We start from the raw sequence: 20,642 nt of genomic DNA, 5'->3' as shown, positions 1-20,642 counted from the left end.
TTTTATTCCTATTTTGGTGTTAAATAGTAGGTATTTATAGTCACTTCTCCACTGGGTAGCTTAGCCGCTCGATAAGTTATAGAGTGACCTTGGACATCAATGGTTACTTCTTGAGCTTTTTGACCTGTTTTATTAGGGAAAACAGGTAATTTAGAAATATTAACGTTGTTAGTAACATCTCTAACGATTGCATTATCAATAGTGTCCATAGATAGACCTGTATCTCGTACATCGCCTGTCGCATGTGCTCTATTATATGAATGACCAGAATATATTCTAACTTTTACTCCATCCACTTCAGTATGTCGAGTAAGATTTGTAGGAATTTCTTTTTTACGTTCTTCAAAAGTATATGCTTGCTGATTCCTGTTTGAGTTATTAAGGTTAGCCTGGCCTTTTTTAGTAAACCCTGCAGCCTGTATACCTCCACTTCTAACAGCGCTTCCCACACCAACACCAATAAAAACTCCTGTTTCGAAGTTTCTTTTAAATTGTGCTAACTCTGCACAAGCATTTACGCTTCCATTAGCACAATTTGAAAGTTCATTATGACGTGAAGCATAGTTAAGCACTTGCTGATATGCTGCTGGATTTTGACCTTTTCCAACTTCTTTGATTAGCTCATTATAATTAACTTGCCCAAATACTTTTTGGAACTTTGGCAAACAGCTATCTGGATTACCACTGTTTAGACAGTTATCGAGCGCAATAGTATTTTCATAAATTCTTTTACCCATGAGCGGTATAATAGTTTGTTGCAAATACCGATAATCATCTGTTCCTCCCTTCTTAGCACGATTTCTTTTCAATAGTTCTGAGAAACCATCTATCTGCTTTTGCGATAAATAGTTATCCTCAACCGCAACCTTATTCGTTTCAGCGGCATTAGCGGCATTGGAAGCATTACCAGTACTAGCACCGATACCAGCACCCAAAGCACTAGTGAGTGCGCTAATAGTATCTTTCTGCTCAGCCGTAAGCTCGCTTGGCTTGTCAACGCCATACAGATATTTAGATAATAAAGGCGCGGTCGCTTCTCCTGTCCCAGCAGAGACTCCTCCAGTTAAAGCATCGTTACCTGTCGCATAGCTGATCGCGGCTCCTAATACACCTTGGGCTAAGATATGAGCCGCACTACCTTGTTCTGATCGGTCACCACCATCTATACTATTGATAACTTCATTTGCTTTGAAATAGGTTCCAATTTGACTAGCGATAAATGGACTTGCAGCTTTCGCCACATAACCTGTAACGCCATTGCTGTTCGGACCGTAAATAGCACCAGATATCGCATCAAACAGCAGACCTTGGTTTTGTACTTTGTCCGCTTGTTCGATAAGTTTATCGCGAGCAGTTGTGTTACCTAGCTGTCCTTGTTCTTCTGCCTTTTTACGTAATTTTTGTTCTTTAGCATTAATCTCAGTCTTAATTTTTCGCCGTTCCTGATCTAAGGCTTGGGTAATCTCAACCTGCGCCCCCAGCTCCTCATTGACTCGCGTTTCATCAAATACATTTTCAAGCGCACCCGCATACTCAGAGCGGTTGTCAGTCGTGATACCACTGTTACCCGCAATACCAGTAATTCCTGCTTTCGTAATACTACTATCACTATCGCCATCGGTGCCATAGCCAAGCCCATTCATGGTGGCTTGTGGCTTACCTGTAGTGTTGCCAAGACTCACCCCAACCTGTATCGCATCACCATCGTAGCTACTAGTGTTCTCTATATCTTGGGTAGTAATACCGCCTTTGCTTATATAATTATTACGTCCTGCCGCTAATGCCGCATCAGTGGTAGTAATCGCGCCACCAATTAAAGTAGTTTTACCCTCAGTGGTCAGATCAAAGCCACCGTCCCCTGTGAATATTCCAGACTGTTCACCAACCGCTTTATAGTCCGCGTTAATATCCGTCTTGCCACCGTTTAGGGATAGACTAGATCCTGCACCTTCTAAAGCAACATCAGCGGTAAAGCCGATATTCTTTTGCTTGCTGTCATAGGCTGCCGTGTCCTGTAGCGATTCAATGTTAACATCACCACCGATCACGCCTTGCGCTTTATTAGTGTTAATGACGCCGCCTTTGAGGTTGAGGTCATTGCCAATATCTAGGGTAGTGGTATTAGCAACGTTGATGTTGCTATTGGCATAAGTCACTGAATCACTGTTGGCATAGCCTTTGCCTTTGCTAGCACTGGCAGTAATGCCGACACCGCTGCCTGTTGAAGCATAACCCCCAATAGCCGCACTTGAGCTTTTGTTGGTGCTACGGGTAGTACTGTTTTGTGCCACGCCACTGACGTTGAAATCATTGTCCGCTTGGAATAAGGCATTATTGGTGACATTAATGTTACTGCCATTAATATTGATATTACTATCAGTACCTGCGCCAGTTGCGATAAGCGCTAGGTTGTTAGTATTAATATTTGAGCCTTGGTTGACCTCAGTGTAGCTACTAGAGTTAGATTGGCTCTTTTGCGAGCCGATAGTGGCTTGAATGCGGGTGTTGCCTAAACCTTTTAGGCTATCTGCATTGATACCACCAGCTAGACCTTTTGCAGCACTAGCAGCCTCTCTAGCTAGTGATCTGGTCTTAAGAGCGCCTGCGACGCTTGCCATACCTTTCATACGCACACTTTCGGTATTGCCCGCAGCGTCAACGAGACTATCAATAGCTTTGGCACTGTCAATCAAACTGTTAGAAACAGAGACGGTCAGACCGCTTTGCTTGAACTTGCTTTCGCTTTGGTTGGTGTAGACGTCCATGACATTATCGATATTAATCTCTTTGGCACGTACCACAGTATTGCCACGGTTGGCGTCATTGATGTCTAAGCTACTGTCATTCCCCATTCCAGCAATCAGATTGCTGCCAGTTTGCTGGTATTTGCCACCAGCCGAGATGATGACGTTGCCGTCGATGGCAGCGACGTTGCTGGCGGTATTGGTCAGTGCGGTTTGAGCATTAGTCTCATCAGTTTGTTGCTTACCGATGGTAAAGCCCATGCCACCATCGGCCCCAAATAATCCTGACTTTTTAGTTTGACTAAAGGTGCTTTCGCTTGAAGTGTTTTGTGCGGCTAGAATGTCGATGTCACCGCCTGCGGTGAGGCTAGTACCTTTATCACTGATGGCGTTGGTGCCCGTTAGGCTAATATTTTCGCCTGCTTGAATGGCGACTTGGTTGCCTTCAATGTTGCTAGTGATGGCATTATCGCTTTGTGAGTCAAAGCGCTCTTGGGTGGTCTTTTTACTTAAGAAGCCACTGCTGGTCATTTTATTAGCGGTTGAGAACTCAGAGGTGGCACGGCCCTCTTTAAAGGTGATATCTTTTTCAGCGTAGATAGAGGTATTACCACTATCGCTGGTCAGTGTCGCTGCGGTTCCTGAAACATTTTTAGCGGCGATATCAAGATCACCATAGCTTGAGACACGGCTGCCGATATCTTGGCTTTGACCGTCTATGTAGTAGTTATTAGCATCGCCAATGGCACGGATTTCATTGCCCGTATTGATAGCGTTAAAGGCCACATTGCCTTCTTTAGAGACGATTTGGGTGTTGCCGCCTTGATTATTTAAAATCCCAGCGTTGAAAGTGACATCATTAGTCCCGTTGATCGCCAAAGTAGTGAGCGCTTTACCATTAGCATCCACTTGACCTCGCAGGCCGTCACCAACACCGATTGATGCTACTTGATCAATGCCTGTGCGTGTCGCGCTACTAGCGCCAAGCTGGTTGTTGGTAGTAAAGGTGGTGCTCGTATTCTCAACACTCTTGGCTTTTAGACCTAAAGTATTGTCAGCAAAGATGCTACCGCCCACGTTGGTTATTTTATTCTCAGCAGTTAATCTGGCATCAGCCGCACGTAGGCGACCACCATTGGTATTATTGATATTATCAGCATTGATATTGAGCGTTTTTTGAGCAGAGATGAGTCCTTGGTTATCTAGATTACCCGTTAGGCTTAGGTTGACTCTTTCGGCGGCAATAAAGCTACCGTCTCCTCTGATCGCGCCTTGGTTGGCTCGAACATAGACTTTTGGCACCAGTACGCTTTGAGTGCTGCCATCCGCGAGAGTGACTTGTTGCTGCTCTATCCAGATGATATCGCTGGTTAGATTAGCCACTTGGCTTGCCGTAAGAGCAATACCTGGACGTAGATTTAACGTCTGCGCGGTGGTGACGCCCGCATCCATTAGCCCTTTAAACTGAGCATCTTGGGTGCTGTAATCTTGTAGATAGTAGCGACCCGTCAGCATCATGATTTGATCACGGATGTACTGCTGCTCGTAATAGCCATCACCTAAGCGTTTTTGGGTGATATTAGGATCAAGCTTGAGTCTATTGAGCATATAATCTGAGGTGAGCCAATTGCGATAGCCAGTAAAGGCAGGATCACTTTCAATCAAATAGTCGTTTTGACTGTCTGGATTAATATTATATAAGCTATTATTGGGCAGGTTAGTGGCGCCATTGACACTTCTTATTTCATCGCCAGATGGTGAAGTGGCGACGTTAATAGCGGTATTATTAGTAGGACCGTCGCCTTTTTGCAAATTAGATAAGGTAGGACCATCATCTTTGATTTGGTTATCAACGTTTGGTGCCTGTTGCCCTTGCAAAGAGAGATCAGCGTTCTGCTGCCACTGCGAAACGGGTAATTTAATAGTGGTCTCTTGAGTATCGGTATAAGCTTGCTTATCATTCCAGTCCCTTTGATGATAACGCTTAAAGCCACCTCTCCAGCGCGACTTAGTATATTGACTGGTCCCATTTTGTACGACTAGAAGCTTACCATCGCCATCGATTTGCTCAAAGTTTTCTGTGGTTTTATCAAAGTCGATAAGGCCGCCTGCTAATATCTGGCTCTTATCATTGACTACGTTATCTATATCTAGCGTCATATCACCGCCTGCGATGATTTGCGCAGGGGAGGAGTCAGTTACCACACTTTGTCTTTGCCGCTCATTGACTATGATTTGTGTCCATTTTTTGATCTCAATGCGACCGTAGTCGGCATTATAAGCACGAATAGCATTGTCTAGTGCTTCATACTTCTCACTATCTTGCTCCTCCCAGGCGTCAGCCTTAGCATTATAATCTTGCCAAGCTTGGTCATATTCTTTTTGTTGCTGCTCGTACTGCTTATAAGCATCATTGTAGGCACTACAGGCAGCACTGGCGGGATCGCTACAGCTTTCTTGTCCTACAGCTTTAGTAGGCTCAGTTATAGTAGGGGTTTGTGGCGCCTCAACAGTCGGCGGCGTCAGATTAAAGTAGGCCCAAACCTCAGAGTCGTTATTATAATTTAAAGTACAAACACTGTTTGACCCATCGCTACAACTAGTAGCATCAGGTATAGGCGCTTGACCAAGCTGACCGTTTTCAATCTCGTTGTCGGTGTCGCTTACATACTTATAAAGACCAGCGCGGCTCCAATTTACCCATCTTAATTTATCTAAAGGGATTTTGTTAGCGGTGCCTCCAGGTATGATAAATGTCTTTTGAGTGTCACTACCTGCAACATCTTGTATCTCTGTCTTAAAAGACGCATTTTTATTGGTCAGCTTATCAGCAGTGATTGACATATCGCCAAACGACTCAATACGGCTACTTATATTATTGACTTCTTTTGCGTTGGCAGTGATAACGCCTTTGTCATCGATAGCCCCGCCGATGGTTAGGTTGCCATTACTTAATATCCATGCATTATCTTGCGCTTTGCTATAGGTGACATTGCCACTTTGATTATTAACCGTATCAGCGATTAAAGTCATATCACCACGTGAGGCGATGATAGCGCCTTTATCACTAGAACGATGACCTTGGTTGTTGATGGTATTAGCTTTAATTAAAACAGTGGTACCATAAATCTTGGCACTATCGTTATCGAGGTAGTTTGCTTGTAGACGCAAATCATTAGCATTGATCAAACCTTTATTATGCAAAGTTTTTGTGGCTTGAATATCGACATCATTGCTAACGATTTGAGCATCGATATCATTAGTAACGTTATTAGCTTGTAGAACTAATCTCTCACCCGCTTTAAGATCAGACTGATTATCGATATTGCCTAACGTTTGAATAGACAGCTGCTTGTTGATCAGTAAATTGTCGCCTGCTTGATGCAAGTAATCTTGCTTAGTCTTAATTGCAGCATTGCCTTGGCTGGCGATCAATCCTTTAGTGTTAGTAACGCTATCAGCGACGATATTAATGTTTTGCTTGCTTCTTAATTCGCCCTGATTATTATTAAGTTTTAGAGTTTGTGCAGGGGTACCAATGTTTAAATCAGTTCCACCATAGATATAACCTTTGGTGTTTTTTAAGTCTTTGGAAATAAATAGATTGCTATTATTACTACTGATATACCCTTCGGTGTTATCTAGCTTCTGCGCAGCAATAATGATGTCTTGTGCTTGTATGCCACCGGTGAATTTTTTATCAACGAGCTGATTGTTATTGTTCACTTGCAACGCTTTAATATTTATCGTTTGATCAGATAGTAATAAGGCATCTTTACCCGTGTTATTAACGGTATCAAAGGTGATGTTTAGGGTATCTTTACTTGCTATTTTTCCTGAAGCATTTAAAAGCGTGCCACCTGACTTGGTTTGATTCAAATTAATAATGGAATCGGCATACAGATTACCTGCAGTATTATCAATATTCGACGCCAATATATCTATCTGCTTAGCTGATATCTCGCTACTATTAAGCCTAGCGTCTTGCGCCGCTCTTAGATCAAGGTTGCCATCGGCGTATACCTTACTGTTTTGCAGATTAACACTATTACCTTTTGCCGTTAATTGAATATCATTTGCTTGTAAGGTGGCGCTATCTAACTTCAAGCCACTACCCACCATGGCTAAATTGCCTGTCGCAATGTTTTGACCTTGGTTGTCTTGAGTGCCTTTAGTGGCGATGGTTAAATCATACTTATCGGTAGATAATTCGCCTTGCTGATCTAATCCAGCAATCGTTTTCGAAGTCACATCTTGAGCAATATTATTTGCTTTAATATCTACATGAGTTCCAGCTGCAATCAGCGAGTTATCTAAGTTTTCCAATCGATCTTTGACTGTAAGATTTAATGCTTTGCCGCTACGGATAAGACCACTATCTTGCGAAATAAGCGATCCAGTAGCGATTTCGACCTCTTGCTTAGCACTTATCGCTCCTTGAGTGTTATTAGCTTTACCGTCAATCGTTAAATTAGCAGCGTTCTCGGCATATACTTTACCTTTAGTATTATCTAATTGATCACCTTGTACGGCCACACGCTGAGCTTGTATGACGCCTTGAGTGTTATTGAAATCACCTTGGGTCATTAAGGTGATGTCTTTTTGACTGGCTAGTGTACCCGCCGTATTATCGATACCTTGCTGACTGTCAATATTGAGATTTTGCTGACTGACAATTTGACCTTTGTTATTACTAAACTGCTCAAGCTTCCAATCTGCACCAGTCATCTGTATACGACTATGATCGTTATTGAGACGATTACTAGCTTGCTGATTGTTGGTGATGAGTTTATCAACGGCTATGCTTGATTTTGCTGTATTATTAATATCGTTAGCTTGTACTGCTATGTTGCCATTCGCTGTGATCACTGCATTGCTAGTAGCATTAGTTAGTGTATTTGCGGTAATCGAACCGCTAGCAGTCACCGGAGTTAGCACAGGAAGTGAGGGAGCATCGGGACTGGGTGTAGGGTTTGAGGGGCTAGTATTATCTACTATTTGGTTTTGTGAACCCGTGTTAGCGGTACTTGGTGGAGAATTGACCGTTGGCGCTGTCGTTGTTGGCTGATTATCATAGAGCGCTTGACCAATAACTGCTTGATCGTTATTAACCAGCTTTTGGGTTTTTACCTCTAGACTTCCTGAACCGGTTTGCTCAATCAAACCACGGTTGTCTAAATCGATAGTCTTTAACTGTAGCTGCCCACTACTGATGGTGCCTGTATTGGAAATACGCTGCTGAGTAATGGCTTGCGTCTTATCATAACTACTAACAACCCCGCTATTAGCTAAAGTTGCACTATTAATATCAATATTTGCACGAGAGCTAGCGATCGTTCCTGAGTTATCAACGCTATTACCTTTGGCGGCGATATTGACTTTGCCTTGATTAGCAATCAGGCTGCCTGAGTTGATCAAATTACCATCATTGTCTAATTGTAAGCCACCAGAGCTTGCAATGATGCTACCCGCATTGGTCACACCCATGCCTTTATCGGTACCGATCAGAAGGATTTTTCCTGCATACATCGCACCAAGCGCCGACACATCAAGCGCCACACCGGTTATAGTGTTGCTAGCATTACTATTCGCTGAACTGATGACAGTGTCTTTAGCATCAGCCTCATAGCTGACTTTATTGCTACCAGTGATGACATCTAAATTCTTAGCGTAGACAGCAGCATTAATCTCAGAGGTCTTAGCTATAATCTGTGTGTAGTCAGAGCCGCTGGTATCTAAACCATCACCGTCTATACGAACCTTACCACCTGTCACATCAAAGCCAGTGAGCTTGCCTTGATCCATCAACGCATTACCGGTGGTCAATGTTGTACGCGAGGCATTGATAAACCCGCAACCGGCACAACTGATACCAGCAGGATTGGCAATCACCAGCTCCGCTCGTCCGCCTGCAATTTCAGTGTAGCCACTTAAACGACTTGGATCACTTGAGTTAACCTCATTTAAAATCACACGGGCTTCACCGCGAGCCAGATACGGATTACCTTCAACCCAACCAGCAAGCTGCGTCTGAGCATTGGTGCGACTATTATTTAGGATGGCACCATCTTGACCGACGTCAAATTGACTAAAAACGTTACGTGAGACGCCAGCCGCGCTTGGGGCTTGAATATTCACCTGGGTGGTGCCGTTCGAAGATTTTAATATGGTTGCTTGTTGATTGGCCGCCGCATTTCGATCAGCGACAATACTCGTGGCATCAGCATAAGCGCTATTACTGATACTGACGCTGCTAGTAACGATTGTGGCAAGCCCTAACGCCAATAATACATGTGAGCGCAGCGCTACAAGCTGACCGCCTTGATAGGTGCTATTTGTTTGAGCAGCCGTTTGCGAAGCGCCTGCTACTTGGCTGATTTCACTACCGCCATTAGCAGGATTACCAGTTTTGCCTTGAGAGCGGGCTGATTCCGACACCACCATAAGCATTCCACGGGCTTTGTTAAAGACAACTCGGTAGCACTGTGCGTTCATGGTGATGTCCTTTGAGATATAGGGGTATAACAAATATTGGATAGTTTTAAAGCTAATGTGTTTTAAGAAACTTTTATTTATAAATAAGACGAGTTAGTGATTTGACTGATAGCAACTAATACTGCCAACCCAAGCTAAAGCCTGTCACCCACTCTTTATCACTAAAATTGTCAGGCTGTGCTAGTGGGTAGCCGGCAAACAAGTCATAGCTGGTTCTAATCGGCGTGACGTAGCCTTTAACGCCAACGACTCCGCCAACCAAGTGATTGCCGAGCAGTAGATCATCTTGCGCAGCATTGTCGAGCTTGACATAACCGGCATCAATACCCGCATAAACGGTATGTGGCTTATCTCCTAGATAGGCACTGAGCTCTTGTCTTAGCAAAGCACCATGATCGCCACTTAAGCTACGCTCACCATTAAAGCCTCGTACGCTATAGCGACCACCAATGCTAAAGCGCTCATTTGGTGTCAATGCCTCTGTCGCATATTGCCCTTTAAACGCTGCATGGTAATTGAGCGCTTTATCAGCAAGTCTAATGGGTCGATCCACATCAACACCCATTTTAACAATACCGGCGCGAGCACTGCCTTCATTAAACAAGGCTTCAGGCGGACTGATGGCATTAAAGGCAGCGGTACCACGCTGATAGATCACATCGCCTATCCATTGGGTTTTGCCAATGGTTGTCTCGTAGCCAATACCTGCTTTATAACCTGCCGTGCGGCGACGCTGCACTTCAATTTCAGTATCATCGATATAATTGTTTTGCTGCTTGGCATAACCACCTGCTTTTAGATAGGTTTTACTATGATTGTCGCGGTGGACCAAATGGCTAACTAACGCTTCCGTATTATAAGACTCACCACTATAAATATAATCCTGATTGGCACCGGCAACCGTCTGATCATAGTTGTAGCCGCTGTGCGTCAGGGTCAGTTGGGTATTATCAATGGGCAATACATACCCGACGTTATAGCCCCAACTGCCATCATTCTTGTCATTACCACCATCAAGATCATGGTTATAAGAGAGGTACAACAAGTCGTTATGCCAAGTCGGGTTGTCTAGTGACAAAGTAACGTTACCTTGATAGATACCCGTGCTCTCTTGACCTGAGTCATCAACAGAGGCAGATAAGCGCCAGCGCTTGTCTTGCTGCCACTTGACTGCAATATCACTATAGCCCGGCGTGCTCATACGGCTACTTGGCGCAATAGAGAAATCTGCATCGGCCGTAGGCACACGCTTAAAGTTCTCAAGCGCTTGTTCGATATCACGAACGTTTAATAAATCACCGGAGCGCATTGGCATGGCAGGTGCGAAGTTGGCAGGGTTGCCCCCACTATTGAGGCGGCTATCGACATAAATAGGACGACTGGCTTTAATATCGACCGCCGTTATCTGATCGATACGTCCAGGAATGAGGGTGAGGAATAGATTGCCAGATTTAAGGTTTTGGTTTTGTACCAAGACGCGAGTGGTCACGTAGCCTTTTTCGATAATGCGGTTTTGAACGTTGGCGACTAGTCTGTTGATATCATTGACGGATAGACAGGTGCCAATCAAAGAGGTTTTGCCTATGGTATAAGGCGTGAGAGCAAAAGTGAACTTCTCACTCAGTTCGCCGGTTAGATAGATATTGTTGATATCGAAGCAGGGAAGAGAAGCTGGGTCAGTACTCTGAGAAGCAGAAGGTATGATGGAGGCTGAAGGCGCAGGCTTAAAGACGTTGGTATCGATCGTGACATTGGGATTAATGAGCTGTTGTTGCTTTAAAGCTTCGCTACGCTGCTCTTGGTATTGCTCAGGCGTGATAGCCTGAGCGGCCATGCTCATCAAAATACCCGTCACACTGATCGATAAAAACCGCCACCCATGTCCTGCTCTATTCTGACCAAAAATACTTGTATACATAAGTCCACCATTTTTATAGTGAAAAAATTATGCTATTGATGGCATCTCATTGCAAGCTTTTTTTGCATTGTATATTAATGCCTACTTCATTGTTTTAAATATACTTTTGAGTGCTTGTTTTATGTTGATGGATACTTTTTTATAGGAATAAGCTTATCCATACAAAGCTTGTTCCTATAAAGATTTATGCCGCGGATAAGTATTTAAACTAAGCAGTTTAGATATCAATTGATATGAACTAGACTTTTGATTTGATTTATATTTGCTAGACATCCATAGCTTAATGTCAGACTTTGAAAGTCTCAAGTAACGTCTCGTTTTGCTACACACGCGTGCAAGCTGGATGTAGATAATATCAGTATGTTTGAACCATCGGTAAACACCATTCGTGATTAATAATAAATCTACCTTGAAATATAGCCAAACAAGTCTTAAAACTCAACACTAACTAACAATGCTAGGGCTCCAGTAATATATAGCTCTAATCACAGAAGAAAAGCATACAGCCTATATAAATAATGGCTTCGCGATGAAATCCAAACACAAAAAAACCTCAAACAATCTAATGTTTGAGGCGAAACTTGCTTAAACTTAACAGTTTAAATTCGTTTTAAATATGGCGCAGCGGACGGGACTCGAACCCGCGACCCCCGGCGTGACAGGCCGGTATTCTAACCAACTGAACTACCGCTGCTTAGGTCGTACTTAGTTTATTTAACCACTTAGCTTACTACTTTAGAGTAACGCTATACTAAATAGTGGTGGGTGATGACGGATTCGAACCGCCGACATTCTGCGTGTAAGGCAGACGCTCTACCAACTGAGCTAATCACCCTTCGAACAATTGCTAGGCAATTTATTCAACATCAACTGAGCTCTAAGTTTGTCACTAAGCTCTGCTGCTGTGGGTGTGTATTATATAGATTTACACATGGCTGTCAAACACTATTTTGATATTTATCACAGATTTTTGCTTATTTTCTTAATTAAATTTATAAGCATCTGTTTTAATTGATTTTATAATTTCGCAGAATAGTTAATCTTTTTCACTCTAGTACTTACTTTGCCGCCAGCGCTTGTTCTATATCAGCCTTGAGCGCTTCAGGTTTGGTCGTTGGTGCATAACGAGCAATTACCTGCCCTTTACTATCAATTAAAAACTTGGTGAAATTCCATTTGATACCGTCTGTGAGAAGCCCGCCTTTTTGATTTTTTAGCCATTCAAACACAGGATGAGCATCACTGCCATTGACGTCGACTTTTGCCATCATTGGAAAGCTGACACCATAGTTCTTTTGGCAAAATGCGCCAATTTCATCATTATTAGCAGGATCTTGGTTGCCGAATTGATTACAGGGAAAACCGATAATTACCAAACCTTGATCTTTATATTGCTGATACAGTGCTTCTAAGCCCTCAAACTGCGGCGTAAAGCCACACTTGCTTGCGGTATTAATAATTAGCAACACTTGATCTTTATAGTCAGAGAAATTTTGCGTCATGCCATCCATACGCTCAGCACTAAAATCATAAATAGTAGTCATTATTCATCCTTAAATGAGTTATTTTTTTGCTATCAAGCATTAGACACTGTGGTCAATAAGCTTAGTGATATTAATAATAAGTAGAGAGATATCAATACTCCCTACTCTTTTTACTACTACCTCATTAGCTTACACGCTGCTGTTACTATTCTTCAGACTTATCTAAATCGATAGATAACGAGTTGATGCAATAGCGCATGCCAGTGGTCTCACTTGGACCGTCAGGGAATACATGGCCCAAATGCGCGCCGCAATTGCTGCAAGTCACTTCAGTACGGCGCATGCCTAGCGAATCATCGACATGCTCATCGATGGCGCTATTATCGATACCTTGATCAAAGCTTGGCCAACCGCACCCTGCATCAAACTTATTGTCTGATTCAAACAAGTTAGCACCGCATCCTTTACAGCGATAAATACCCTTATCATTAATATCGTTGTAAACGCCTGTAAATGGTCGCTCTGTGCCCTTCTCGCGCAGCACATGATACTCCTCAGCACTTAAGCGCTCTTTCCAGTCAGCCTCGGTCAATTGGCTGATTTCTTCTTTGCTCAGTTGATTGTCTTGCATAACGTATCCTTATGGAATGACTGATTGTCTACTCTATCGTGAGTAATGGTTTATCGAGGCTTTATCGCTATTTTTTATAAAAACGATAGGCTTTATCTGTTGGCGAGCGTCTTATTATTCAAGATGTTTATAACAAGAATACTCACTGCATTGAATGGCAGTGCCAGATACTGTAGGCAATTTGATATCGAAAAATCACAAGTTAGATCGTTTCTTATTGAGCTGAAGTCTCTCAATGCATTATAAATCTCTCAATGCGTTATAAATCCCTGAAATGCAAGATTTTCTTACATCGTGAAAATCTATAATATACAAAGAACTTGCATTTAATTTCTATATGCAATAATATCTTGCATTAACAGTTAATTAAAAGTAGTTCTCTTTTAAAGCATTAGCTTAATACTCATCCAAGAGAGTTAATTTCGTTATCTGATTAATGACAGATTCATAAAATAAAAAAGGCTTACATAATGACGGCTGATGACAAAACTAAAAGCACACAGGCTGAACGACTGGTACAGCTGCGCCGTGACAAAGGCATGACGGCAGAGCAGCTGGCACAAGCGATGACTGCTGCTGGCGCTAAAGTCAGCCGCGGTGCTATCTCTAATTGGGAGCGTGGGACCAATGGGATTGTCTCATCTAAGCTACCTACCCTTGCGCGACTCTTAGGTTGTAGCGAAGGGTACTTGTTGCGCGGTGAGCTTGAAAGTGACAGCAAATCAGATGACGATTCTGACAGTATATCGTCTGATAACGATAAAGCTGTCGATGCAGGTGAGCAAGCTCATAGCACTAGTCAGAATACACCAACAACAACAACAACAACTACCTCTTCTACTCCCCGCAAAAATTCACCAAATAACCTGATGAGTGGTCACTCTATGAACTCAATAAAAAAATCCGATAAATTACAAAACGTCTGCTACGACATTCGCGGTCCTCTGCTGCAAACTGCTAATAAAATGGAAGCTGAAGGCAAGCGTATCTTAAAGCTAAATATCGGCAACCCTGCTCCTTTTGGTTTAGAAGCACCGCATGAGATTTTGCGTGATGTGGCGATGAATCTGCCGGAAGCGACGGGCTACTCAGACTCGCAAGGGATTTTTTCAGCGCGTAAAGCCGTATTGCAATATTACCAATCAAAGGGTCTGCTATCGGCAGTTGATGTTCGTGATGTCTATCTAGGTAATGGCGTCTCTGAGCTGATTGTCATGACCATGCAAGCGCTGATGAATGATGGCGATGAAGTGCTGGTTCCGATGCCAGACTACCCACTGTGGACGGCAGCTGCCAATCTCGCAGGCGGTACGGCGGTACATTATCGCTGTAATGAAGAAGACAATTGGCATCCTGATATTGAAGACATCAAATCCAAAATTACCAGCAAAACCAAAGGCATCGTAGTTATTAATCCCAATAATCCGACAGGCGCGCTGTATAGTGATGAAGTACTGCTGCAAATCGTCGAGGTCGCAAAAGAGCATGACTTAATCATCATGGCGGATGAGATTTATGACCGTATTCTCTATGATGATATGGAACATACACCGATGAGCACTTTGACCGATGAAGTACTGGTGTTGTCCTATAATGGTTTATCAAAATCACATCGTATTGCAGGCTTTCGTGCTGGTTGGATGATGGTTTCAGGTCGTAAAGAACATGCGGCTGACTTTATCGAAGGCTTAGATATGCTTGCATCTATGCGTCTGTGTTCTAACGTTCAAGGACAATATGCGATTCAGACAGCGATGGGTGGCTATCAAAGCATGAAGGACCTAACGTCTAAAAAAGGGCGCTTATACAAGCAGCGCGAGTTGGCAGTGACCCGTCTTAATGCGATAAAAGGTATCTCTTGTACCATGCCACAAGGTGCGTTTTACTGCTTTCCAAAGATGGATCCTGAGATTTACCCTATCAAAGATGACATGCAGTTTATGATGGATTTATTGTTAGAAGAAAACGTATTGATGGTACAAGGCACAGGATTTAACTGGGATAAAAACGACCATTTCCGCTTGGTGTTTTTACCCAACTTACACGACTTAGAAGACGCTATGGATCGCTTAGACCGCTTCTTTGCTAAGAAGCGTAAGCAGTTTGGTACTGACTAATATATAGATGACACCTATATTTTTCTATAAAAAAACGCTTACCGATATGATATCGATAAGCGTTTTTTATTTGTATTAATCAAAAATTAAATGATTTTGATTTCAACTTTTAAAAGATATTTATCAGCACTATATAACTGATTGCAGACATACTTGCTGCTGCAGGAAGGGTAATAATCCATGCCAAACCAATTGGTTTCATCAGCGCCCAGTTAGTGTCTCTATTGACGATACCAATGCCAAGTACAGCACCGACCAAGATATGCGTGCTCGATACTGGTATACCCATCGTCGATGCACCCATCACAACCGCAGCCGCAGCCAATTCAGCTGAGAAACCAGAAGCAGGATGCATTTTTGCCAAATTGGTACCGACAGTTTGAATCACTTCTTTACCAATAAACCAGAGACCGACAATCAATGCCACACCAAAAGTTAACATCACAGCAGGTGGTACTGCTGCTTCTGTTGAAATACTATTGGTACGGATAACATCCATAATCGCTGCAAATGGACCAACAGCATTAGCAATATCGTTCGAGCCATGACTAAAAGCAAATGCTGATGCAGTAAAGACTTGCATCCAGCTAAACATAATAAACGTGGCTTTGGTCAAATCTTCTTTGTGCTTACCGCGGATACTCTTAGTATAAATATAAGTCGCAAGCCATACTAGCGCTGCTATCATCCCCATGATTAAAAAGCCTTGCAACGTCGTCATACCATTATTGACGTTTTTCAGACCTTTGAAGATGACCAAAGAGGCCATGACTGCGCCGCCTGCAGCCGCCATAATAGGCGCCCATTGCTTGAGTGCTTTTAAGGTATCGAGGTTGCTGCGCTCGTTTTCAATCTCATAAAGTTCTTTGTAATAATTCGTCTCTAAATCTTCAACGACGCAATCATCATCTTTATATATTTCTTGATCACGTAACAACGCTGACGTATAAGCCAACTGCTCAGACTCGGTTAGACCATCCAAATACGCTTTATGCGTCAGTTTTAGCGTCTTTTTACTGTCTTTCAGAGTAGCAATATGCGCCTCTGTTTTATCGTTATACTCAATGATGTTTTTCTTAATCTGTCCATATAACAGATAAGAAAAAATGCCGCCTAATAGCGGTGATATAATCCAAGAGATGGCAATCATGCCAATCTTGTCCCAATTCACTGTTGATAACGCCATTTCAGTACCACCTAAGGTGATACCCAATACAATAGAGCTACCCACTATGCCACCAATAATCGCATGTGTGGTCGAAACCGGCAAACCTTTTTTGGTGGCAAACAACAGCCAAAATGCAGCAGCAATGAGCGCTGAAAGCATGACATAAATGAACTGATTGGGTGTCACTGACAACCCATCTAAATTGACAATGCCGCTCCGAACGGTATCGGTCACTTCACCACCAGCAAGTACCGCCCCTGATACTTCAAATATCGCTGCCACACCTAGGGCTTGTGGAATCGTTAACGTCCCTGCACCGACTGAGGTGCCAAATGAATTGGCAACGTCATTACCGCCGATATTGAATGCCATGAAAACACCAAAAGCAGTGGCGACAATAAATAGCGTTGTCTGCTGATGCATGGTGTAATCTAGACCCCACCACAAAAAGTAGGCAGTCATTCCAATCATTAAAATGGCAAAAAGTAGGTTAATTTTCATAGAGCCGACTGATTTTGTTGGTCCTGTAGAGCTACTGCTAATACCCATACGTTGATACGTCCTGCGTAAGCTGATTGAAATTATTGACAAATGATGACATTACGCGGCTATTAATGATGTGATTATTACCACCCAAAAATACAATAACATGCGCGCAACGTGGTTATTTGAAATACAATTTTAGAATACTGTGTTGAGACAGCTGCCTCAACGCTTTGACACCTTCCTTATTATCTTATCTTAGCGGTTATAGCCATTTGCAAATAAGCAATTGAGCTTAACGACAATCAGAAACTAAGATAAAACGCCTAAGTAAAATGTCATAAAGCCGCAAGTGGTATTGCCAAATCGTCTGATTAAAGCATCTTGCGGCTTAGGTTTTTATGATAATAGCGTTCTTCTATACAAGCTATTTATCGTGAATAATACATTGATATTAAAGACAAATAAACAGAAGACCAAGCTATTTTAATAGATAGCAACGCTCATTACGCGCCTATTATATTAAATATAGACGCATAATGCATGATGATATTACAAGATTTGTAACTGTGAATATAAGATTTAAGAAATATATACTTTAGATCAGACGTTATCGGGTTATTTTTAGCTAACATACACTTGAATTGCCATAGTCAATTCAAGTGATAACAGTGGAAAGTTAATAGTTATAAATAAATAGGTAGCTGCTTAAGAATAGGATTAAAATTTTTTCTATAAGATAAATAATTTCCGCTTAGCATTTGCTACGCATTCCAAGGCTTTAAGAAAACGTATCTATGTAGCACTTTATGACTTAGCTGGCAGCAAGCAACGCGGATAGCTGCTCGATAGCGTGGTCTAACACATCTAAACGTGCTTGGCGCTTGTCATTATTAGCGATCACACACCAAGGGGCGTTCTTAGTATCCGTACGTGCCAGCATATCAGCCGCCGATTGTACATAATCTGACCATTTATCACGGTTACGCCAATCGTCGTCGGTCAATTTAAATTGTTTGTATGCAGTTTCTTCACGTTCCTCAAAACGCTTAAGCTGCTCTTTTTTATCGATTGCCAGCCAGTACTTGATGACCAAAGTGCCTGACGCTGCCAAGGCAGCTTCAAAGCGATTGATTTCATCATAAGCGCGCTGCCACTCATCATCCGTCGCAAAGCCTTCGATACGCTCTACCAAGACACGCCCATACCAAGTACGATCAAAAATACCAATACGGCTGATGCGGTCTGTCTGCTCGTTCGGAAGCTTTTGCCAAAAACGCCACAAATAAGGATGCTGTAGTTCATATAACATGGGCGCGCCAATATTATAAATTTGATATTCGCGTGGATCTAGTGGCGCCACCAGTCTTTTGATAGCGCCACCCTTTCCTGCTGCATCCATACCTTCAAAGGCAAACACCACATGCTGACCTTGACGCGCACGTAACAGTTCTGCCAAGCGCGCCTGCTTCTTAGCCAATGCGTCATTGTAGTCAGATTTATCAATATCTGAATCTTCGATATCAGTAAGTACCTTAGGTATTTTTACTCGCTCAAACTTTATTGACTGATACTCTACTTGATTATTATGAGTATCCTTTGAATCTTGTGCTTGATCTGATTCTGCACTGCTTTCTCCTCGGCTGCTAACCAACGCTTTTTGCATCGCATGTAAGACTTCATGACAAAAATGTATGGCTGCTTGCGATTTATCCGCGCCATCGATGATAATCCAATCGCCTTGCTGGCGTAATAATTCGGCAGCAACTTCATTGAACTTAGCCACTATCGTCATATCATGCCAATCAATTTGGTATAGAAATTTTGGATCTGGCTCGTCATCATTAAGCCTCGCCTGCAAAGTCTCGATATCGACATGAAACCAGCACTTTAGTAGCTGCGTTTGATTTGCCACAAGGTCTTGCTCAAAAGCTTGCAATTCCGTTAGCTGCTGGCGTAAATAGTCTTGCCATTGACCAATTGGTAACGCTTCAATATCCCTATTCTTCTTATTCTTTTCTGACTTTTCGCTCTCTGCACTTGCCATGCGCATCACGTTATAAAGTAAATCTGCATACCAGTTGCCAAAATATACCATCACATCACCGTGGCGCGGCATGGCTTTGGTATGCGTCTGCCAAATCGGTTGGTGCGCTAAAGGACAATAACCAATGGTCGCTTCTACCTTAAGCAGGCGCGGATCGACCCACTGGCGCAATTGCGTTACCGCCGTTCCCTTACCTGCCTGCTCCATACCATTGACTAATACTAATAGCCCAATGGCTTTATCAGTGCTCGGTGATTCTGGCTGGCGCGTCGCACGCAGAGCGAACTGGGCTGTAACCAATGCCAATCGCAGCGCATCTTCATCCATTGAAAACTTGCTCAAAGGATTGGGCATAAGACGCTGCTCAACGACTTGCTCGTTAAATGGCGCGCTCACATCTTCTGCTGACTTGTCTGTTTTATTCTTTTTTTTGCTCATGTTTATGCTCGCTATAGTCTTATCAAATAATTGGTTTAAAATAATCGTCTAAAATAGCTAAGTTGTTTTATCATAGCACTGCGCCTGTTTAGTAAATAACGTGGCTATGTAATTTGTGTTATAAAGTCTTATAAATTGACTACCTGAAAGCGCTGAGCAATCTTTATATGTAACAGTTTGGCATTTGTATTCTGTCTTATTTTCTTTTAAGGTGAACAAAATCTTAAGAGCATGGTTTAATAGCTGCCTATAAGTAGAAAACTTAGCGCTAACCAGCCCCCTTATTATCCAGCTTTCATTATCAACTTGATGACTATTATTATTTTTATAGGATGACCTGCCATGTCTGCTTTAGCCAACTTACAACAGCACCTTGACCGCTTTTGGGCGCTGCCACATCATGAAGACGCTGCATTGAATGAGAAGCTTAATGAAGTACAATCATGGCAACAAGCCCGTATCAAGCGTACGCATAGCACGCTGTTTGAGCAACCGAAAAACCAGCTAATGGCAGATTATTTTTTAACGCAGCTGTATGGTGGTGATGAATTTAAAGTATTGGCAGAGCAATTGGGGCGCATCCTCCCTAAAGCCAAGAAACTTGAGCGTCTTGCCAAAGAGTCATCTTTAGAAGCTGGCAGTATGGGCATTCAAGCGTCAATATTGGCGATTGAGCTCGACTTGCATTTGGCGCAGTGGTTACTCGAACAAGAGTTAGCTGTGAATGAAGAAAATATGCTACTCGCTTACCGTACGGTTGATGAAGCTAATGAGCGTCGTGTACAGATTAATAACTTAAAAGACGTCTGCTATCGTACCGATAAAGACTTGAATTCATTTATGCTCAAAAAAGCGTTTGCGATGGCTAAAGGCACCGCGTATCGCTATAACTTTCAGCCGCTTTATGATTTTATCGATTCAGGCTTTAAAGCCATGAAACCATTAAAAAGTGTGAGCAGCTTTATTGAACCGTTTTGCGCGCGCGAGCTTGAAGTTATTGATGAAGTCCATGCCATGGATAATGACGGTAAGCCCGCTGCGTTTGCTGTATGATAAGCGCTATTGTCTCAATAACTATTAGTATTTTATCTGACTAAAAACAAGCATAAAAATAAAT

Annotated in this window: 8 protein-coding genes and 2 tRNA genes; 2 read left to right on the top strand and 8 right to left on the bottom strand. The window is 42.6% G+C overall.

What is annotated here, in order from left to right; all coding sequences use genetic code 11:
- Positions 1–8 precede the first annotated feature (8 nt).
- The 6 genes from M0221_RS03635 to msrB all read right to left on the bottom strand — a co-directional run bounded on the left by M0221_RS03635 (position 9) and on the right by msrB (position 13,272).
- Positions 9–9,239, bottom strand: coding sequence for a two-partner secretion domain-containing protein (locus M0221_RS03635; RefSeq protein ID WP_483284381.1), 9,231 nt, complete (start codon positions 9,237–9,239; stop codon positions 9–11).
- A gap of 115 nt (positions 9,240–9,354) precedes the next feature.
- Positions 9,355–11,157 (bottom strand): ShlB/FhaC/HecB family hemolysin secretion/activation protein, encoded by a 1,803-nt coding sequence (locus tag M0221_RS03630; RefSeq protein ID WP_483284380.1) that lies wholly within the window; start codon positions 11,155–11,157, stop codon positions 9,355–9,357.
- Positions 11,158–11,774: 617 nt separating this feature from the next.
- Positions 11,775–11,851: transfer RNA gene (locus M0221_RS03625), tRNA-Asp, on the bottom strand.
- A 65-nt stretch (positions 11,852–11,916) separates the two neighbouring features.
- Positions 11,917–11,992 (bottom strand) — tRNA-Val (locus M0221_RS03620).
- Between the two features lie 223 nt (positions 11,993–12,215).
- Positions 12,216–12,701, bottom strand: a complete 486-nt coding sequence (locus M0221_RS03615) for a glutathione peroxidase (protein ID WP_483284379.1) — start codon at positions 12,699–12,701, stop codon at positions 12,216–12,218.
- Positions 12,702–12,846: 145 nt separating this feature from the next.
- Complete coding sequence (msrB, locus tag M0221_RS03610) at positions 12,847–13,272, bottom strand: peptide-methionine (R)-S-oxide reductase MsrB (RefSeq protein WP_011513043.1); 426 nt, start codon at positions 13,270–13,272, stop codon at positions 12,847–12,849.
- Positions 13,273–13,742: 470 nt separating this feature from the next.
- Here msrB and M0221_RS03605 point away from each other — a divergent pair, with 470 nt between their 5' ends.
- Positions 13,743–15,389 carry an aminotransferase class I/II-fold pyridoxal phosphate-dependent enzyme gene (locus M0221_RS03605; RefSeq protein WP_483284378.1) on the top strand — a complete coding sequence of 549 codons (1,647 nt, stop codon included), beginning with the start codon at positions 13,743–13,745 and terminating at the stop codon, positions 15,387–15,389.
- Between the two features lie 109 nt (positions 15,390–15,498).
- Here the strand turns inward: M0221_RS03605 and M0221_RS03600 are convergent, their stop codons facing one another.
- Both M0221_RS03600 and M0221_RS03595 read right to left on the bottom strand, forming a co-directional pair.
- A complete protein-coding gene (locus tag M0221_RS03600; protein ID WP_149409860.1) occupies positions 15,499–17,106 on the bottom strand; it encodes an inorganic phosphate transporter in 1,608 nt (535 codons plus the stop codon).
- 748 nt (positions 17,107–17,854) lie between these two features.
- Positions 17,855–19,525, bottom strand: a complete 1,671-nt coding sequence (locus M0221_RS03595) for an ATPase (protein ID WP_483284377.1) — start codon at positions 19,523–19,525, stop codon at positions 17,855–17,857.
- A gap of 342 nt (positions 19,526–19,867) precedes the next feature.
- Here M0221_RS03595 and M0221_RS03590 point away from each other — a divergent pair, with 342 nt between their 5' ends.
- Complete coding sequence (locus M0221_RS03590) at positions 19,868–20,578, top strand: FFLEELY motif protein (RefSeq protein ID WP_483284376.1); 711 nt, start codon at positions 19,868–19,870, stop codon at positions 20,576–20,578.
- Positions 20,579–20,642: the final 64 nt, after the last annotated feature.

The sequence above is a fragment of the Psychrobacter sp. ANT206 genome, assembly GCF_056880555.1.
Note: the sequence above shows the minus strand (reverse complement) of the source record. Positions and strands in the feature narration are given on the sequence as shown.